A 19,094-nucleotide genomic window follows, 5' to 3' on the forward strand; every position below is an offset into this window, starting at 1 on the left:
GCTGTTCTTAATTTTTTTATTTATAAATAAATGTTATTATAATCATTAATTTTTTTAAAGGCTAAAATAATGTTAACAGATTTTGCAAAACTAGAAACTTTTTTAACAGTCGTCAGAGAAAAGTCTTTTTCAAAAGCCTCTGCAAAATTGGGTATTTCTCAACCAGCTGTTACTCAACAAATGAAATATATAGAAGAATACCTTGATGTTCAAGTAGTAGATAGAAAGAAAAATGGGATTAGACTTACAAAAGAAGGTCAAATGCTTTATAGTATTGCACAAAAGATAGAAAGATGTGTAAACAATGGAGAAAAAGAGTTATTAAAAATAATGAACAAAGATGTAACTTTCCTTTTTGGAGCATCTTTTATTATAGGAAATTATATTCTTCCAAGATTTTTAAATAATTTAAAAGAAAATATTAACAATGATGTATCAATTAATGTTTCGGTTTCACATAAAGCAATAGAAGATTTATTAGATAAAAAGATTGATATGGCATTAGTTGAAAATCATATACCAGATGATGATATTATATATAGAGAATGGATGGATGATGAAATTGTAATATTTTCAAATCAGCCATTACCTTCAAAAGCAAAAGCAAGTGATTTATTATCATATAAATGGGTATGTAGAAATCCAGATTCACATACAAGACTAATTTTTAAAGAATCTTTGGATAAGGCAAACTATCCTGACTGTGATACTTTTGATGTTACAAGTGAAGTTACAAGTGCAACAACTATAGTTCAAACTGTTTTACATTCAAATAAAGAAGAAAGACCTACTGTTTCTATTGTATCAAGAAATGCTATTGAATCATTACTTAAAGCTGGAGCTTTATATGAATCAAGAATAGGAAATCATAAAATGTCTAGAAAATTATATATTGCATATAGAAAAGATAGAAAACATGATGCTTTTATAGAAAATGTTGTTGATTATCTTCTTAAGATAAAAGGATAAGACTAAGAATAACTTAGCTTATCTTTTTTAGTATTTTAAACCCTCTTTTAATAAAGCTTTTCTTATTTTAAAAATTTGTTCATGTTTATTTTTACACCACATTGGTGCTAATAAAGAACTATCTTCTATTCCAGCAGTTATTCTTTGAACAGAAATATTTTCAGGAAGTTTCTTTATTGATTTAACAACTGTATCAATATATAAATCTTCACTAATTGGAGTAAAAAGACCTTTTTTATATTGTTTTGTTAAAAGAGTATTTTTTACTACATATAAAGGATGAAATTTTATTGAATCCACTTTTAGCTTTACTGTTTCTTCAAAAGTTTTAAGCATCATTTCTTGATTTTCATCAGGAAGTCCATAAATTAAATGTCCACAAACATTTAAGCCTTTTTCTTTTGTTCTTTTTATCCAATACCTCATATTGGAAGCATCATCTCCACGATTTATTTTTTCTAAAGTTTCATCATAAAAAGATTGAATTCCATATTCAACCCAAATTTCTTTATCTTTGGATAAATCAACTAAAAAATCTAAAATTTCATCAGTCATACAATCTGTTCTAGTACCAATTGATAATCCCATAACATTTTCAAAAGATAATGCCTTTGTATATAAAGCTTTTAAAGTTTCAATTGGAGCATAAGTATTTGTAAAGGATTGAAAATATACAAGATATTTTTTTACACCAAACTTATTTGACAACCTATCTTTTGTAGCATTAAATTGCATTTCTAATTGTTTTAATTGATTTTCTAAAAAAGGATTCTCTTTTATATTTGGATTCAATTTAAACTTAGGTTTCTTTTCTTGAAGATTAGGAGAAAAAGAATCATTTTCACAAAAGGTACAACCACCTTTTGCCACTGTCCCATCAATATTTGGACAGGTGAAACCACCTATTGAAATTGGAACTTTATATACTTTATGTCCAAATTTATTTTTAAAGTATCTTCCTATAGTAAGTACATTCTTTGTTTTTTGTCTTTTTAAATTTTTATTTTGTAACGAAATAGTCACCATCAAAACTTTCTAAAGCATAATTTGTATCATTACCTATTGAATTCTTTAAATCATCAATAGATAAGTATTCTAAAGTATCAGCTTCTATATATTCACATATTTCATCTTTTGTCATTCTATGAGAAATTAATTCATCTTGATTTGGAGTATCTATTCCATAATAACAAGGAAATTTGATTTCTGGGCTAGCTACTCTAAAATGAACCTCTTTTGCCCCTGCTTCTTTTAGCATTTTAACAATTCTTTTAGAAGTTGTTCCTCTAACTACTGAATCATCAATTACCAACAAAGATTTACCAGTAATAAGTGATTTCATAGGAGAAAGTTTCATCTTAACTTTCATATTTCTCATTTCTTGTGTCGGTTCAATAAATGTTCTTCCAACATAATGATTTCTAATAATTCCATACTCAAAAGGTATTCCACTTTGAGCAGCATATCCAAGAGCAGCTGGAACACCAGAATCAGGAACAGGAATAACCATATCTGCTTTAATTGAATTATTTACATCATTTTTAGCAAGGGTTTTCCCCATATCTTCTCTTGTTCTATATACATTTTTTCCATTTATTACAGAATCTGGTCTTGCAAAATAAACATATTCAAAAGCACAAGGTCTATACTCTGGTTCAAATAATTGAATTGACTCAGGCTCATCATGCCCTTCAGCAAATATTAGCATCTCTCCAGGCTTTACATCTCTTATAAAATCAGCATCAACCAAATCAAAAGCACAAGTCTCACTTGCAACAATGTATCCACCAGACTTTAATCTACCTAAAGATAAAGGTCTAATTCCATACCTATCTCTAATAACAAACTGCTTTGATCTTGATTGAATTATAAAGCAATAAGCTCCAATAGTTTTATCTAGAGCTTCCCTTATTCTATCTCTTAATCTGTCTTTTGTATTTTTTGCTATTAAGTGTATTAAATTTTCAGTATCCATTCCTGTTTGAAAAATAGCACCTTGCTCTATAAGTTCATTTCTAACTTGATCTTTATTTATAAGATTTCCATTATGAACTATAGAAATTTCTCCAAGTTTATATTTTGCAAAAACAGGCTGAGCGTCTAAAATTGAATCTCCACCAGCAGTAGAATATCGATTATGACCAATTGCCATATTACCTTTTAAGTACTCTAAAGCTTCATTATTAAAAACTTCAGAAACTAATCCTCTATCTTTTTTAGTATATATCTTTCCACCACATGAAGAAGAGATACCAGTTGCTTCCTGACCTCTATGTTGCATTGAAAATAAAGCTAAAGAAGCTAATCTTGCTGCATTATCATTTCCATAAATCCCAACAATTGCACACATTTATTTTAACCTTTTAGAAAAAAAGAAGTGAACTTTATGCGCATAAATCTCTTCTTTTCTTCTTAATATAAATTTAATTTTTTATAGACCTAAACAGTCATTAATAGAATAAAGTCCTGGCTCTTGATTTACAAGCCATTTTGCTGCTTTGATAGCACCTTTTGAGAAAGTATTTCTTGCAGTTGCTGTATGATGAAGCTCTATAAATTCACCATCATTATATAATCCAACTGTATGTCTTCCAACTATATCTCCACCTCTTAGACTCATTACACCAATTTCATCTTTTGTTCTTGCACCAATTTCACCATCTCTACCAGAAACTCTAACTTTATCCAAGTCTAAGTCTCTAGCACGAGCTGCATGTTCTGCTAAAGTTAAAGCTGTCCCTGAAGGAGAATCAATTTTATGTCTATGATGTTGTTCAACAATTTCACAATCAAACTCTTTTAATGCTTTACTTGCTAAAGTTACAAGTTTATTTAAAACTGCAACTCCTAAACTCATATTTGTTGCATAAAGAATTGGTACTTTTTTAGATGCTTCAATAAGTAAATTTTGTTGATGCTTATTAAAACCTGTAGTTGCAATAACTAAAGGTTTATTTCCACCATTTTCAACAACTTCTTCAAGTAGGCTTTGAGTAGCAACAGGAACAGAAAAATCAATAACAACATCACAAGAATCTAATAATATTTTCATCTCATTTGTAACAACTGTATTTTCAGGAATACTTTTAGTCAATTTACTAGAAACATAACAAGCTGATAACTTTGCTTCATTATCAAGTTCTAAATCATCTATTAAAAGAGAACCTACTCTACCTGTACTACCTAAAATACCTACATTTAACATCTAATTTATCCTTTTTAAGATTATCCAATATATTCAATAATATTAACAGCTGCTGTTGCACCATCACCTGCTGCACATACAACTTGTTTTGCTGCATCTATTCTTACATCTCCTGCAGCATAAAGACCTGGAACTGAAGTTTTCATTTTAAGATCAACAATTACTTCTCCTTGTTCATTTACATCACAAAGAAAAGAACCATCTTCTTGTTTTAAAGGATCATTAAGTACATCTCTACCAACAAAAACAAATACACCTGGAACATCAAGTTGTCTTGTTTCATCAGATTCTTTTGATTTTACAATTAAACCTGTTACCCCTGTATTATCACCAATAACTTCTTCAACTGTAACATTAGTAACTTCTTCAATATTCTCACAAGCTTTCATATGTTCAATTGTACTTGGAGCTGCTCTATAAGTATCTCTTCTATGTACTAAATATACTTTTGAACAAATTTTAGAAAGGTACACTGCTTCTTCTAATGCTGAATCTCCACCACCAATTAAAGCAACTTCTTTATTTTTATAGAAAAATCCATCACAAGTAGCACAAGTAGAAATACCTTTTCCAAAAAATTCATCTTCACCTTTAAATCCAGCTCTTCTTGGTACTGAACCTGTAGCTAATAAAACACTTTTTGCTTCTTGAGTTTTACCATCTCCTGTAGTTATAGTAAAGATATCACCTTCTTTTGTAACATTTGTAACTTGATTCATTTCATGTTTTAAACCAAATTTCATTGCTTGAGCAGGCCAGTTTTCCATAAGTTCCATCCCTGTAACTACTTCAGCTTGACCTGGATAATTTTCTATTTCACTACTTCCTGTAATTTGTCCTCCTGGCATTCCCATTTCGAACATTGTTACATTATTTAAACCACCTCTAGTTGCATATAAACCTGCTGTTAAGCCAGCTGGTCCTCCACCAATAATTGCTAAATCTAACATAGTATAATCCTTTCTATCATTTAATATACTAAAATGAAAATAAATACCTTCAGTGTTCTAAGGGCATAATAATACTAAACTTTTATTAAGTCTTAGTTTAACTAAGTAAATGATAATCTTTTTCTTTTAGTAATTTTTATCGTATTAAACAATAATATATCTGAATTATAGCTTTGAATAAAATAGGTGTTGATTTTTTTTTAACTAAGTCTAAGATAAGATAAAAGGTTTATGTTTAGGAGAAAAAATTGGAAACATTAGAAAAAATTATATCTGTAAGTTCAAACTTTGTTTGGGGAGTACCGATGTTAATATTACTTGTTGGTACAGGTCTTTTTTTAACTATTAGATTAAAAGGTATGCAATTTTGGGCTTTAGGTCATGCCTTAAAATTAATTTTCACAAAAGAAAAAGATGCAAAAGGAGATATTTCTCACTTTCAAGCATTAATGACAGCACTTGCAGCAACTGTAGGAATTGGAAATATTGTTGGTGTTGCAACTGCAATTACTTTTGGAGGTCCTGGAGCCGTATTCTGGATGTGGGTAACAGGTTTAGTTGGGATGGCAACAAAATATTCTGAAGCAATCTTAGCTGTAAAGTATAGAGAAAAAGGTAAAAACGGTTATAAAGGTGGTCCCATGTATTACCTTTCAAAAGGTTTAAATATGCCAAGACTTGCTTTTGCCTTTGCTTTATTTACTATACTTGCTTCATTTGGTATTGGAAATATGACTCAATCAAACGCTATTTCTAATGCATTAAGTGCACAATTTGATACACCAACATGGTTAACAGGGATAGTTCTTTTAACAATTACTTCTTTTGTTGTTATTGGAGGAATTAAATCTATTGGAAAAACTACTTCTTTTCTAATTCCTTTTATGATAATAGTATATTTAGGAACTTCATTTATAGTTATATTTACAAATCTAGATAAAGTTGCTGATGCTTTTGGATTAATATTTTATCATGCCTTTAATCCTATTGCAGCAGGAGGAGGATTTGCTGGAGTTGCTGTTGCTGCTGCCATTAGATATGGTATAGCAAGAGGTGTGTTTTCAAATGAATCAGGACTTGGTTCTGCACCAATTGCAGCAGCTGCTGCAAAAACAAATGATCCTGCAAAACAAGCTTTAGTATCAATGACACAAACCTTTATTGATACTCTTGTTGTTTGTACAATGACAGCTTTAATTATTTTAATGGCTCCACTTTGGACGCAAGGAATAAATGCAGGAGAATTAACACTAAAAAGTTTTCAATATTTTTTAGGTGATTATGGAGCTTTAGTTATAGTTATTGCAACTGTTTTATTTGGATATTCTACTATTTTAGGTTGGTCTTATTATGGAGAAAGAGCTTTTGAATATATTTTTGGAGACAAATCAGTAAAATTATATAGAATTGTATTTGTAAGTTTTATTGTTGTTGGAGCAATGACAGAATTAAAAGTAGTATGGAACTTTTCAGATTTAGCAAATGGACTTATGGCTATACCAAACTTAATTGCATTACTATTGCTATCTAAAATAGTTTCAGAAGAAACAAATAAATATTTTAAAGAAAGAAAATAAGAAAATAAAAAAATAAAAAAGAGGTTTATCTCTTTCCTCTTTTAATTTTATAGGAGTATAAACTTTAAATAAACTTGGCTAAATGAACTTTACGTTAAAATAAAATTAAATTTAATACGGATGTTTATATGGATATTAGAAAAGAATATTTAGAATTTTTTAAAAGTAAAGGACATGATGTAATTTCATCTATGCCTTTAGTACCAGATGACCCAACATTGATGTTTACAAATGCTGGAATGGTTCAATTTAAAGATATATTTACTGGTGCAGTTCCAAAACCACAAAACCCTACTGCAACTTCTTGCCAACTTTGTGTAAGAGCAGGAGGAAAACATAATGACTTGGAAAATGTAGGTTATACTGCAAGACACCACACTTTATTTGAAATGTTAGGTAATTTTTCATTTGGTGATTATTTCAAAGAAGATGCTATTGCTTATGCTTGGGAATTTATTACAAAGAACCTTGCTTTACCTATTGAAAAATTATGGGTAACTATTCATGATAGTGATGATGAAGCTTTTGAAATTTGGCAAAAACATATTGATGTTTCAAGAATAAAAAGATTTGGAGATAAAGATAACTTCTGGTCAATGGGTGATACAGGACCTTGTGGACCATGTTCTGAAATTTTTTATGATCAAGGAGAAGAAAACTTCTCTTCATCAGAAGATTACCTAGGTGGAGAAGGCGATAGATTTTTAGAAATCTGGAATCTTGTATTCATGCAGTATGAACAAAGTAAAAATGAAGATGGTACTATTACAAGAGCAGAACTTCCTAAACCGTCAATTGATACAGGAATGGGACTTGAAAGAGTTATTGCAATAAAAGAAGGTGTTTTTAATAACTTTGATTCATCAAACTTTCAACCAATTATAAAAAAACTTGAAAAATTAGCAAATAAAGAAGCAACAAAAGAAACACTTGGCTCATTTAGAGTAATTGCAGACCATTTAAGAGCAAACTCATTTATGCTTTCTCAAGGAATTTTATTTGGTAATGAGGGAAGACCTTATGTAAATAGAAGAATTATGAGAAGAGCTGTAAGACATGGCTATCTTCTTGGTTTTAGAAAACCTTTTATGGCAAAATTATATGATACTTTATGCGATATTATGGGTTCTCATTATTCAGAACTTATAGAACAAAAAGATTATGTAAAAGAACAACTAACTTTAGAAGAAGAAAGATTTTTCAAAACAATTGAATCTGGAATGACTTTATTTAATGAAGAGTTAGAGAATACTAAAGATAAATTTAGTGGAGAAATTGCTTTTAAACTTTATGATGAAAAAGGTTTTCCTCTAGACTTAACTCAAGATATGCTTAGAGATAAAAATCTTGATGTTGATATTGAAAAATTTGATAAATTGATGAATGAACAAAAAAAGAAAGCAAAAGCTTCTTGGAAAGGAAGTGGAGATAGTGCTACAGAAGGTGATTTCAAAACATTAATTGAAAAATATGGATTAAATGAATTTATAGGTTATTCAAATACTACCTCAAGAAGTAAAATAGTAGCTATTTTAGATGAAAACTTTAAAGAAGTAAACTCTTTAAAAGCAGGACAAAATGGTTGGGTAATGCTTGATAAAACTCCTTTTTATGCTACAAGTGGGGGTCAAAATGGAGATATTGGAGCATTAGAAGATAATGAACATATTGCTATTGTTGAAGAGACTTCTAAATTTCATGGAATTAATTTATCAAAAGTAAAAGTTGAAAACTCTACTTTAAGTGTACAAGAAGAAGTTGATGCTGTAGTTGTAGATAGAGGGGAAGTTGCTAAACATCATTCTGCTACACACTTACTTCAAAGTGCTTTAAAAATGGTTTTAGGAGAAACTGTTTCTCAGGCAGGGTCTTTAAATGATGCCTCAAGATTAAGATTTGACTTTACATATCCTAAAGCAATGACGCAAGAACAACTTGAAGAAGTTGAAGATTTAGTAAACTCAATGATTGCAAGAGGACTAGAAGGAAGTGTTGAAGAACTACCAATTGAAGAAGCTAAACAAAAAGGTGCTATTGCAATGTTTGGTGAAAAATATGGAGATGTTGTAAGAGTTGTTAGCTTTGGAGATGTATCAGTTGAATTTTGTGGGGGAACTCACGTAAAAGATGCTCATGATATAGGTTCTTTTTATATCACAAAAGAAACAGGAGTTAGTGCAGGAGTTAGAAGAATTGAAGCAGTATGTGGGCTTTCTGCTATTAAATATAGTAAAGAAAACATTAAACAACTTAATAACATTCAAGCTGAAGTTAAAAACAATGATGCACTAACTGGAATTAAGAAATTAAAAGAACAAATTAAAGAATTAAAAAAAGAGTTAGAAGAAGCACATAATTCTATACAAACTCCTATTTCTGAAGAGACAATAAATAATACAAAAGTAGTTGTTGATATTGTTGAAAATGGTGATATTAAAAAACTTGTTGATGACTACAAAAATGGAAATGAAAAAGTAGCTATCTTACTTATTCAAGCAAAAGGTGAAAAAGTTATGCTTGTTGCAGGTAGTAAAAATACAAATGTTAAAGCAGGAGATTGGATTAAAGCTGTAGCTCCTATTGTTGGTGGTGGAGGTGGTGGAAGACCAGACTTCGCACAAGCAGGTGGAAAAGATGTTTCAAAGGTAAATGAAGCAAAAGAAGTGGCATTAAACTTCGTAAAGGAAAATTTATAAAATGCAATCTTTGTTTAACAATTTTTCTAGCATTATAATTTTTTTGCATGTTTTCTCTGCAATAATTTGGGTAGGAGGAATGATTGCAATTAGATTTGCAGTTCATTACTCTATGCAAAAAGTAGAAGAACCAAAAATAAAATTAGGAAGAACTTTAGAAAATTTACAAAGATTTTTTTCTATGGTTATTCCTTCAATTGTAGTTTTACTAATAACTGCAATTATTATGATTATTGCTTTAGGATTTAAAGGTACAAGTCTTTATTCTTTTGTTATTGCAAAAGAAGTTATTTGGACTATAATGACTTTAGTATTTATTTATATTTATATCAGAAGAAATCAAGCACAAAAAGCTTTTGACAATCTTGATTTCCCCCTTGCAAAACAAAAACTTGAACCAATAGCAAAAATTTTAATTCCTCTAAATATAGTTTTAGGACTGATTGCCGTTTATCTAGGTGTAACTTTAAGAGGATTCTAAAATGAGAGTTTCAAAATGAAAAACACAAAACTACTTTTTCTAGTTATATTTTTCATTTTGTTCTTTACAGGCTGTTTTTCTAGCAGCTCTGTAGTTTCTAACCCTAAACCAAATCCAAATTTAGAATTTAGAGATTATGAAGAGAATCAAAGACTCTATGACCAACTTATAACTTATTATTATCAGTGGAAAGGTGTAAAATACAAATATGGTGGAAATACAAAAAGAGGCATAGATTGTTCTGCTTTTGTTCAAAACACCTTTAGAACAGCACTTCAAGTAAAAATACCAAGAACAACAAAACTACAATCTCAAGTAGGTCAAGAAATTGGTATGGCTGATTTACAAATTGGAGATTTGGTTTTTTTTAAAACTGGCTATAAGTCTAGGCATGTTGGTATTTACATAGGAGGAGGAGAATTTTTACATGCTTCTACTAGAAAAGGTGTAACTATCTCACGACTTGATAATCCTTATTATTCTAAACATCTTTGGAAAATTCAAAGAATACTAAATTAAAATCCTCCATACAATGCTAATACCACAGGAATATAAACAACTGAAACAAGCGTTGATAATAATACTGTAAAGGAAGCTTTCTCTGGTTTTGCTTTTAATAAAACTGCTAAAGTTACCGTATTTCCAGCTAAAGGAACAATAGAAAATAAAAACATTACTTTATATATATCTTCATTTAAAAAATTGACAAATGATTTATCAATAAAAATTATTGCCAAAATTACCCCTGGCCAAAAAACAAATTTAAAAAAGTATGAGATTTTTATATATTTCTTATCAAAGTCTTCATGTAAATTAAAACCTTTCATTCCCATACCTAACATCATCATTCCTAAAATTCCATATGCCCATTTAAAATTTTCAAAATAAGGTACTATGAATTCAGGAGTTTTAACTCCTATAAGATTAAAAGAAAGTCCTAAAATAAATGCGTATAATAAAGGTAATTTAAGCACCTTTATTATTGATTGTCTTGCGGTAAAACTTCCCTTTGCAGTAACAAAAAAACCAGTTGTATTTTCATATAATAAAGAAGCTAAAGTCCCAAAAATAAAAATATTTGCAACACTAGGTTCAAGTAAAATCATTGCTAAAGGTATTCCAAAAAAACCAGTATTTCCTGTACCACAGGTAAAAGCTAAAGTATTTACACTAGCATCATTCCAATCATTTTTATACTTTTTTAAAATATAAAAAGCTATAAAACTTCCAAAGAAAAAAATAAAAAGAGGTAAAAAAACTAACTGAACTGTTATTTCAATAGATAATACTGCAAAAAATATAACAATAGGTCCTAAAATATAAACCAATAAAAAAGCAATATATTCTCTTTTTACTTTAAAGTATTTTGTTAAGATGTAACCAAAAGCTATATTCAAATATAATGGTGCAATTTTTCCTAAAATAATAAAAAATATATTCAAATTATAATCCTAAATATTCTGAGATAAGAATTAACATAATAACACAAACTATGTACATCTTTATAGAATAAGGTAAATTTGTTTTGAAAATCTCTTTTGCACTAAGTTTATATCTTGCTTGCATTGTAAGATTTAAGCCACTAAAAGGTGATGTAGAAACAGCTATTGCCCATGACATTAAAAAAGCTATTGCTAAAAGTGTATGGTTTAACTGATCTACCCAATTTCCTAATACTGCAATAGAAATAATAGGATGAATTCCTACAAAAGATAAAAGTACAAAAAACAATAAAAGAAGTGAAGCATAAAAAGCGTTTAATTGCTCAAAAGGTAAAGATAAATTAAAACCTAATAAAACACTACTAATACTTACACCAAACATTCCTGCAACTAAAAAAAGTGCAATTTCATTTTTCATTTTAGGAAGTTCAACTACAATGTGATTTCTTAATTGCCCTACACTTTTCTTTACTCCAAATTTAAAGGGTAATATAAAAACTGCAAGAAAAAAAGAAAATAAGGAAATTAATAAAATCACTTTTAATTGGGGGAAGTAATGATTTGTAAATAAAACTAAAAAGGCCAAAGAAAAAGGTAAATATAAAGTTTCAAACTCTATAGGGTAACCTTTAAACTCCTTTAAAGCTGTTTCATCTTTTTTTACTTCTATAAAAGTTACAAAAAAAGCGATTAATGCTAAACACAAACCACTTGATAAAATAGTAAGCATTGATAAGTTAGGAGCATAAGTTAAAGCAGCAGCAAAAGCTACAAAAAAAGGAGACCAATAAGCATCAGAAGAGAAAGCTCTTGTTAATACTATAATTTGATATTTTGTTAAATTAGCTTTTTTATAAAGTTTGTCTGCAACTAAAATCAAGGCTGATAAATTTATTACTGAACCGAATAAATGTACTCCTAAATAAGTTTTAAAAAAACTTGCTTTTCCAGAGGGTAAAGATTTTACTGTTTTTACTTTAGGACTTGCCACTAATCTTAGAAAACCAACACCTATTAAAAGTGTTAAAAGATATTGATTTACAGATATTGCTTTTACAAAATCTATATTAAAATCATTTAGTATAGAATAAGAAAAAAATATTATTGATAGAAAAAATAGACTCAAAAGAAGTTTCATATTAGAACTTTTTCTTATTAATAAAAAAAGAGCCAACCAAGCTAATATTCCTGCATAAACAAAAAAACTCTCATCAATAAAATAACTATAATTTGTTAATAAAAAAGATATAAAAATAATTATACCTGCAAAATACTCTTTTGTCATAATATAACCTTACATAGTTTTAATCTGGAATAATAGCACAAAGCAATAAAGATTTCCATTTTACTTTTAATTTTGCGATTAAAGTGCGATTTCATTTAAATATAGTATTGCAATTCAATATAAGTCTTTTCTTTAATAGTTTTTTGCGAATTTAAAATTAAAGAAAGGTTCTTTATCTTGAAAATTTATTCTAACAAAGGCAAACAAAATGAAAAAATTCTCATGTTTAAGTTTAATTGCTTCAATGGCAATAGCAACACCTCTTTTAGCTGACAAAGTTTCAGAAGCATTTGAAAATATGGAGGTTAAAGGGGAGATAAAAACTGCTTATGTAAATTCAAATTTTTTAGGGGCAAGTGAATCTGATAGTGTATTAGCTATTGGTGGAAATATAGGAATAGTAACAGGGGATTTCTATGGATTTAAAGCTGGAATAACTTTTCAAGCTTCTTCTGTATTAAGTGATGATGTAGATAATAACAATAGTTCGCCTTTTAATGTAAATGGTGTTAGTAAAAGGGCCCACTACTTTGATGCATCGGGAGCAGTTTTATCAGAAGCATATTTACAATATACCCTTTCAAATACTTCACTAAAAGTTGGAAGACAGTTTATTTATACTCCTTTAGTTAGTACAGGATTAGAAAATAAATCTTCTGAAGCTATTATAAAAGATTCATTTGAAGCTTATCTTTTAACAAATACTGATTTACCAGATACTAAAATTGTTGCTGGATATATTAATAAATGGCAAGCTCAAAGTGATGGACTTGGAGATGTTGCAGACTTTGAAGATGTAGAAGATGGAGCATATACTATTTATGCAAAAAATAATTCTATTGAAAATCTAACACTTCAAGCACAATTTTTAAATATTGATGGAAAAACAAGCACAGGAGATAAAGATGCCTTTTATTTTCAAGCAGATTATAAATTAGGACATCATACAGTATCGGCACAATATCTAAACTCTACAGATAAATCTCAAGCTTCAAATGCACAAGATGGAGAACTTTTTGGACTTAAAGCTACAGGTCCATTAGGTTTAGGAAAATTAGGATATTTACTTGCTTATAACTCATCTACTGATAACAATGGCGCAGTATTTACAGGTGCAGGAGAAGGTGCAACAGATACACCATTTACTGCTATGCCTGTACATGATGGAGGAGTACCAACAAGAGCTGACACAGATACTATTGTTGGAGCAATTGTTGTTCCTGCTTTCGGTGCTACATTTATACCTTATGCAGGAAAATCATTTTCTGACTCCCATGCTTTAGGTGATGTAACAGCTATGGGTGCAATGGCTATTTATCCTATAAATAAAAATTTACTAGTAAAAGTAGACTTTGAACATGTAAAAGTTCAAAAACTAATTTCTGAAAATACTGATACTACAAGAGTATATTTATCTTATAAATTTTAGTTTAATTAGTGCTCTTTTTTACTCCTCCAAAAAAAGGGCACGACCACCATGTTTTCAAAACTATTTTAAGAAAACATGGTTTTATCTGTCAAACCTTTAAATACAAATGATACAAAATAAGTACAAATAATGTTAAATTAACTAAAACAAAGTGTAAGGCTAAATAATTTTTCATAACTACACCTTTATATATTTTAAAACTATAGTACAAAAAATAATTCGTTTATTCCTCGCAAAAAAAGGAATTATTAATTTAATTCCTTTTTAAAAAAGTTGAAAGATATATTCCTGTTGCAATTAAAACAATTCCTATAAAATGATATCCTTCAAGGACTTCTCCTAAGAAATAATAAGCTAATATAGCACCAAATATTGGCATAATATGTGCAAATTGTCCTGTTACATTTGCACTTAGTTGAGCTGTTGAGATATTCCAAAAATAAAATGATAAAATGGATGGAAAGATTACTATATAAGATAAAGCTATGAAAACCTCACCTTTATTTATAAACTCTAAACTAAACTGTTGATCTGAAAATAAAAATACAAAAAACAATATAATAGTTCCTATTAAAGTAGTTATCCCAAAAAACTCGAAAGCATTTAAATCTTTAGGTTTATATTTTAAAAGAACAGAATATAAAGCCCAATCAGTACAAGCAGCTATTATCCAAAAGTCGCCTTTTGTAAACTCAAATTCAACTATATTTAAAAGTTCGCCTTTTAATACTAAATATACTACTCCCAAAGTAGATAAAATGATTCCTGTAAATTGCAACTTTGTAATATGTTTTTTTAAGATAAACATTGACATTACTATGATTATTATAGGAGTACTTGAATTGATTAATAAAGCATTTGTTGCTGTCGTTGTTTGTAAACCATAGTATAAAAAAGTATTAAAAGCTGAGATTCCCAAAGCTGATTGAAGAATCAACATTCCATAATGTTTTTTAAATTGCAATAAAAGGTTTTTATACCTCATTATAATATAAGGCATTAATAAAAGTAAAACAAAAAACCATCTATAAAATGCTAATTGTAAAGGATGAATATCTGAAGAGATATATCGTCCAAATATAAAATTTCCAGACCAAAATAATACGGCTAAAATTACTAAAACATAATATTTCATAAAAAACCTTTTAATTTAAAAATAAAAAATATAATACTATAGGTATATAAAAAATACTAAATATATTTCCTAAAGCCACAACAGAAGCTACTAAATGAGAATCATTTTTATACTGTTCAGCTAAAATTGCATTTAAAACTGCTGGCGGTAAAACACTAAAAAGTATTAATAAATTTTTTTGAACTTGAGTATATTCAAAAATATTAATAGCTAAGTATGCCATTATCAAACCAGATAATGGACAAAGAAAAGCTCCTATAATTCCAATTTTCCAATGTTTAAACTCTACATTTGAAAGTCTAACTCCAAGAGAAAATATTATTAAAGGTATTGCTACTTTAGATAACATTTCAATAGAAGGAATTAAAATATTAGGTAAATGATACTCAAAATAATTAAAATATAAACCTACAATAGTGGCAATAATAACAGGGTTTTTTAAAAGTTTTATTAAATCAAACCTTCCTCCATACATAATAACAGCAATGGTAAATTGTCCTATTACTTGGACTAAAGACAAGGCTATAAACATAGCCATTGCTTCTTCTCCAAAAGCTAAAAGAGCTAAAGGAAGCCCCAAATTTATTGAATTATTAAACATCATTGTAGGAAGAAATGTTCTTGGATTTATTTTTAATAATTTCATAAAAGGATATAAAATAAGTCCTGAACCAAAAACAACAATCACCGTACCCAAAGAGAAATACCCCAAAATAGAAATAGAAGGAAGTTTCTCACTTATAGCATAAAATATAAGTATAGGAATAAAAATATCAAGATTTATTTTATTAGGTATTTCCATACTTATTTTTTGAAATTTAGCATATATAAAACCTATAGAACTAATAAATAAAATAGGAAAAACTATAGTTAAAACCTGAAAAATCATTTTATAATTCTTTTTTATTTTCTATATATGTATATTCTAAAAGTGTTGATACTGTTCTAGTATAAGGAGAATCAAGATTTTGTTTTTCATTGTTTTTTATTACAATTTCACATATTTCTTCAAGTTCTATTTTTCTATTATTTTCAACATCAACTAACATTGAAGGTTTAATTGAATCAAACTTTTTAATTAGTTCATACATTTGATTTATATCTTCATCAAAAAAAAGTACTCCATCTACTTTTGCAGCACTTGCTGTTTCTTTCATAAGATTTAAAACTATTTTTGAAAGTTTTTTATGATGCATTAAAATACCAGTTTCTATTTTCAAAAGTGCACAAATAGCATTTACACCATTATTTATAATTAATTTTTTCCATAATTCAAATTTTATATTATCAGTTATCATACATAAAGTATTAGCTTTAGTTAAAATATTTGTAAAATCAAGTAAAAAAGCTTTACTTTTATTTGTTAATTTCATTGCACCGATTATTGTCTCTACATCTCCTGTTGCTTCAATTAACCCAGGTTTTAAAATATGTGCGCCTATTTTTCTACAAAGTCCACCAATAACTTTTTCTTTAGGAAAATATTTACAAAGTATCTCTTCATTTTCAACTCCATTTTGTAAAGAAACAATAAAAGGAATTTCTTCTATAAAATTAAGTTTAGAAGCTAATTGTTCTGCAATTGAATTTGTAGTAGTAGATTTAGTTGTAATAATTATAGCATCAACTTTTTGTAAAAATAAAGTATTTAATTCAGACAATTCCAAGGCATTAACTTTTTTGTTAAAGTTAAATCTTGGATGTTTTAACTTCAAAGTATTTTCTTGCAGTGCAATTAAATGTTTTCCTCTTGCTATAAATAAAACATTATGTCCAGAGTTTATAAGTTTTGCACCATAAAATGAACCTATTCCACCAGCACCTAAAATTATAAAATTCATTTTACTTCCTTAAAAAAAAGCCCCTTTTTAAAGGAACTTTCTTATTGTTCGATAAAAAAATCTAATAATAATTTATTAAATCTATCTTTATGTTCAATCTGTGTCCAGTGACCACATTGTCCAAATACATGAAGTTGAGATTTTAATATAAGTTGATTTAATCTAATAGAGTTTTGTAAAGGAATTACTTTATCTTCTCTACCATGAATTATTAAAACCTCTTTATCAATCTTTTTAATATCATTTTCATCACTTTCCATTAAATCAACACCATTTTGTCTTGGTGCTGGAAACATAGATGAAAAAGATTCTTGAAAACCAGGTCTTATACTAGCCTCATATCTCATTTTTGCTAAATCATCTGTCACAAGTTCTCTACTATATGCAAAAATATCAAGTAATTCTTTCATATTTTCAAAACTCGGTGTGTATCCCCAAGCTTTATCTAAACCATATGTTAAATCAAAAGGTACACCAACTGCACCCATTAAAACAACTCTATCAAACTTTTCAGGATATTTTATAACTAAAGCTAAAGCTAAAGCCCCACCAAATGAGTTTCCTACTAATTTTACTTTTTGTAAATTTAAAGCATCCATTAAATCAATAATTTGCTGAACCCAAATATCCATACCATAAGTAATTCCTTCAGGTCTATCACTATAACCAAAACCTACCATATCTGGAGCAATAACTCTAAATTTTTTTGCTAATTCAGGCATAGCTAATCTCCAATTTGCATAAGCTGAAACTCCTGGACCTGAACCATGAATGAAAATTATAGCTTCCCCCTCACCTACATCATGATAGTTAGTATTAAAGTTGCCTGTTTTTATATTTTTTGCTATTTCTGAATTTGACATTTTTATCTTCCTTTATCTAAATTAAACTCTTGAGCTAAGAGTTTATATGAATTTAATCTATCCTCAAAAGAGTAAGTTACATTTACAATCATAACCTCATCAACTTCGTACTCTTTTGCTAATCTTTCTATTTGTTTTTTACACTCTTTTGGTGTTCCTAAAATCATTGTTTCCATAGTTTCATGATAATAAAGTTTATCTTCATAAGACAACTCTTCATAAAGTTTTTCTACATCTTTTGGAGAAAATAGTCCATCTCTTACACTATGTCTAAAAGCTTGCACTTTCCAATAAGTATGAGTTGTGGCAATTTCTATTGCTTTTTCTTTTGTTTGGGCACAAATACAAGCTACAGCTATCATTGCTTTAGGTTTTAAAAAATTCTTTGATGGTCTAAATTGTTTTTTATAAGTGTCTATTATTTGCTTTGGTCTATCATGAGTTCCTATAAATAAAGCCAAACAAAACCCTGCTCCCACTTGAGCAGCTAAAGATGAACTTCCATCACTAGAACCCAATAAATATACAGGAACAAAACTATCTTGTTTTGGAGAAACTCCAACTTCATGAAAACATTCATCTTCGGCAATAGTATCATCTAAAAACCCTATTAAATCATAAGTTTTTTTTGTATATGAATCACTATTTTTATTATGTAAAGCTCTTGCACTTAAAAAATTTGCACCATTTGCTCTACCAATTCCTAAATCAATTCTATCTCCATAAAGTGCATTTAAAGCATTAAATGTTTCTGCTACTTTATATGCACTATAATGATTTAGCATAACTCCACCACTTCCAACTTTTATTTTAGAAGTTACACTTGCAACTGCACCAACCATAATTTCTGGACTAGCACTTGCATATCCTGGTGTATCATGATGTTCTGCACACCAATATCTATAAAAACCAAATTCTTCACAAGCCTTTGCTAATTTTAAAGTATCATGTAAACCTTCTTTAGGCTCTTTATTATCATGAATTGGTGACTGATCTAATACACTAAGTTTTAATTGCATTTATCTTCCTAGTTTTTTTGCACTTTGTCCTGCTATACCAAAATGTTGTTTTGGCATTTCATTTAACATAACTCTTATATTTGGAATAGGAGCATCTATTGCTTCATGAATTGCTTGAGTTACTTTTTCAATCAGCTTCTCTTTTTGCTCATCTGTTCGACCTTCAATAATGTTTATTGTTGCTATTGGCATGGATTCTCCT

18 protein-coding genes are annotated in these 19,094 nt (G+C 28.6%); 6 read left to right on the forward strand and 12 right to left on the reverse strand.

The window, feature by feature from the left end; translation table 11 throughout:
- Positions 1 to 69: 69 nt before the first annotated feature.
- On the forward strand, positions 70 to 969 hold the full coding sequence (locus CP965_RS06090; RefSeq protein WP_129061191.1) for a LysR family transcriptional regulator: 900 nt from the start codon (positions 70 to 72) through the stop codon (positions 967 to 969).
- 27 nt (positions 970 to 996) lie between these two features.
- On the opposite strand, the gene CP965_RS06095 is transcribed toward CP965_RS06090, so the two are convergent.
- The 4 genes from CP965_RS06095 to trxB all read right to left on the reverse strand — a co-directional run bounded on the left by CP965_RS06095 (position 997) and on the right by trxB (position 5,124).
- The gene (locus CP965_RS06095) at positions 997 to 1,995 is read right to left on the reverse strand and encodes a TIGR01212 family radical SAM protein (RefSeq protein ID WP_129061192.1); all 999 of its coding nucleotides are present in this window, start codon (positions 1,993 to 1,995) and stop codon (positions 997 to 999) included.
- On the reverse strand, positions 1,970 to 3,319 hold the full coding sequence (gene purF, locus CP965_RS06100; RefSeq protein WP_129061193.1) for an amidophosphoribosyltransferase: 1,350 nt from the start codon (positions 3,317 to 3,319) through the stop codon (positions 1,970 to 1,972). The genes CP965_RS06095 and purF overlap by 26 nt, the downstream gene beginning before the upstream one ends.
- A gap of 81 nt (positions 3,320 to 3,400) precedes the next feature.
- Positions 3,401 to 4,174: a 4-hydroxy-tetrahydrodipicolinate reductase gene (gene dapB, locus CP965_RS06105; protein ID WP_129061194.1), complete on the reverse strand. Its 774-nt coding sequence runs from the start codon at positions 4,172 to 4,174 to the stop codon at positions 3,401 to 3,403.
- A 20-nt stretch (positions 4,175 to 4,194) separates the two neighbouring features.
- A complete protein-coding gene (trxB, locus tag CP965_RS06110) occupies positions 4,195 to 5,124 on the reverse strand; it encodes a thioredoxin-disulfide reductase (protein ID WP_129061195.1) in 930 nt (309 codons plus the stop codon).
- A 248-nt stretch (positions 5,125 to 5,372) separates the two neighbouring features.
- Here trxB and CP965_RS06115 point away from each other — a divergent pair, with 248 nt between their 5' ends.
- The 4 genes from CP965_RS06115 to CP965_RS06130 all read left to right on the forward strand — a co-directional run bounded on the left by CP965_RS06115 (position 5,373) and on the right by CP965_RS06130 (position 10,397).
- Positions 5,373 to 6,701 carry an alanine/glycine:cation symporter family protein gene (locus CP965_RS06115; protein ID WP_129061196.1) on the forward strand — a complete coding sequence of 443 codons (1,329 nt, stop codon included), beginning with the start codon at positions 5,373 to 5,375 and terminating at the stop codon, positions 6,699 to 6,701.
- 128 nt (positions 6,702 to 6,829) lie between these two features.
- Positions 6,830 to 9,397 carry an alanine--tRNA ligase gene (gene alaS / locus CP965_RS06120; RefSeq protein WP_129061197.1) on the forward strand — a complete coding sequence of 856 codons (2,568 nt, stop codon included), beginning with the start codon at positions 6,830 to 6,832 and terminating at the stop codon, positions 9,395 to 9,397.
- A gap of 1 nt (position 9,398) precedes the next feature.
- Entirely contained in the window at positions 9,399 to 9,878 is a 480-nt protein-coding gene (locus tag CP965_RS06125) for a hypothetical protein (RefSeq protein ID WP_129061198.1), read from the forward strand.
- Positions 9,879 to 9,893: 15 nt separating this feature from the next.
- Positions 9,894 to 10,397: an NlpC/P60 family protein gene (locus CP965_RS06130; RefSeq protein WP_129061199.1), complete on the forward strand. Its 504-nt coding sequence runs from the start codon at positions 9,894 to 9,896 to the stop codon at positions 10,395 to 10,397.
- On the opposite strand, the gene CP965_RS06135 is transcribed toward CP965_RS06130, so the two are convergent.
- Positions 10,394 to 11,320 (reverse strand): AEC family transporter, encoded by a 927-nt coding sequence (locus CP965_RS06135; RefSeq protein ID WP_129061200.1) that lies wholly within the window; start codon positions 11,318 to 11,320, stop codon positions 10,394 to 10,396. The two genes, CP965_RS06130 and CP965_RS06135, sit on opposite strands and share 4 nt — an antisense overlap.
- A 1-nt stretch (position 11,321) precedes the next feature.
- Positions 11,322 to 12,605, reverse strand: a complete 1,284-nt coding sequence (locus tag CP965_RS06140) for a tellurium resistance protein TerC (RefSeq protein WP_129061201.1) — start codon at positions 12,603 to 12,605, stop codon at positions 11,322 to 11,324.
- A gap of 208 nt (positions 12,606 to 12,813) precedes the next feature.
- On the opposite strand from CP965_RS06140, the gene CP965_RS06145 reads away from it, so the two are divergent.
- On the forward strand, positions 12,814 to 14,034 hold the full coding sequence (locus CP965_RS06145; protein WP_129061202.1) for a hypothetical protein: 1,221 nt from the start codon (positions 12,814 to 12,816) through the stop codon (positions 14,032 to 14,034).
- A 253-nt stretch (positions 14,035 to 14,287) separates the two neighbouring features.
- On the opposite strand, the gene CP965_RS06150 is transcribed toward CP965_RS06145, so the two are convergent.
- Genes CP965_RS06150 through CP965_RS06175 form a run of 6 tightly spaced genes read right to left on the reverse strand, consistent with a single transcriptional unit; the run spans position 14,288 to position 19,084 of the window.
- On the reverse strand, positions 14,288 to 15,169 hold the full coding sequence (locus CP965_RS06150) for a DMT family transporter (protein WP_129061203.1): 882 nt from the start codon (positions 15,167 to 15,169) through the stop codon (positions 14,288 to 14,290).
- 10 nt (positions 15,170 to 15,179) lie between these two features.
- Complete coding sequence (locus CP965_RS06155; RefSeq protein ID WP_129061204.1) at positions 15,180 to 16,058, reverse strand: AEC family transporter; 879 nt, start codon at positions 16,056 to 16,058, stop codon at positions 15,180 to 15,182.
- 1 nt (position 16,059) lies between these two features.
- The gene (locus CP965_RS06160; protein ID WP_129061205.1) at positions 16,060 to 17,010 is read right to left on the reverse strand and encodes a ketopantoate reductase family protein; all 951 of its coding nucleotides are present in this window, start codon (positions 17,008 to 17,010) and stop codon (positions 16,060 to 16,062) included.
- A gap of 41 nt (positions 17,011 to 17,051) precedes the next feature.
- Positions 17,052 to 17,873 carry an alpha/beta fold hydrolase gene (locus CP965_RS06165; protein WP_129061206.1) on the reverse strand — a complete coding sequence of 274 codons (822 nt, stop codon included), beginning with the start codon at positions 17,871 to 17,873 and terminating at the stop codon, positions 17,052 to 17,054.
- A gap of 2 nt (positions 17,874 to 17,875) precedes the next feature.
- A complete protein-coding gene (locus tag CP965_RS06170) occupies positions 17,876 to 18,892 on the reverse strand; it encodes an MsnO8 family LLM class oxidoreductase (protein ID WP_129061207.1) in 1,017 nt (338 codons plus the stop codon).
- Positions 18,893 to 19,084, reverse strand: a complete 192-nt coding sequence (locus CP965_RS06175; protein ID WP_129061208.1) for a 2-hydroxymuconate tautomerase — start codon at positions 19,082 to 19,084, stop codon at positions 18,893 to 18,895.
- Positions 19,085 to 19,094 lie beyond the last annotated feature (10 nt).

Origin of the sequence: Halarcobacter mediterraneus, from assembly GCF_004116625.1 — a bacterium.
GTDB lineage: Bacteria > Campylobacterota > Campylobacteria > Campylobacterales > Arcobacteraceae > Halarcobacter > Halarcobacter mediterraneus.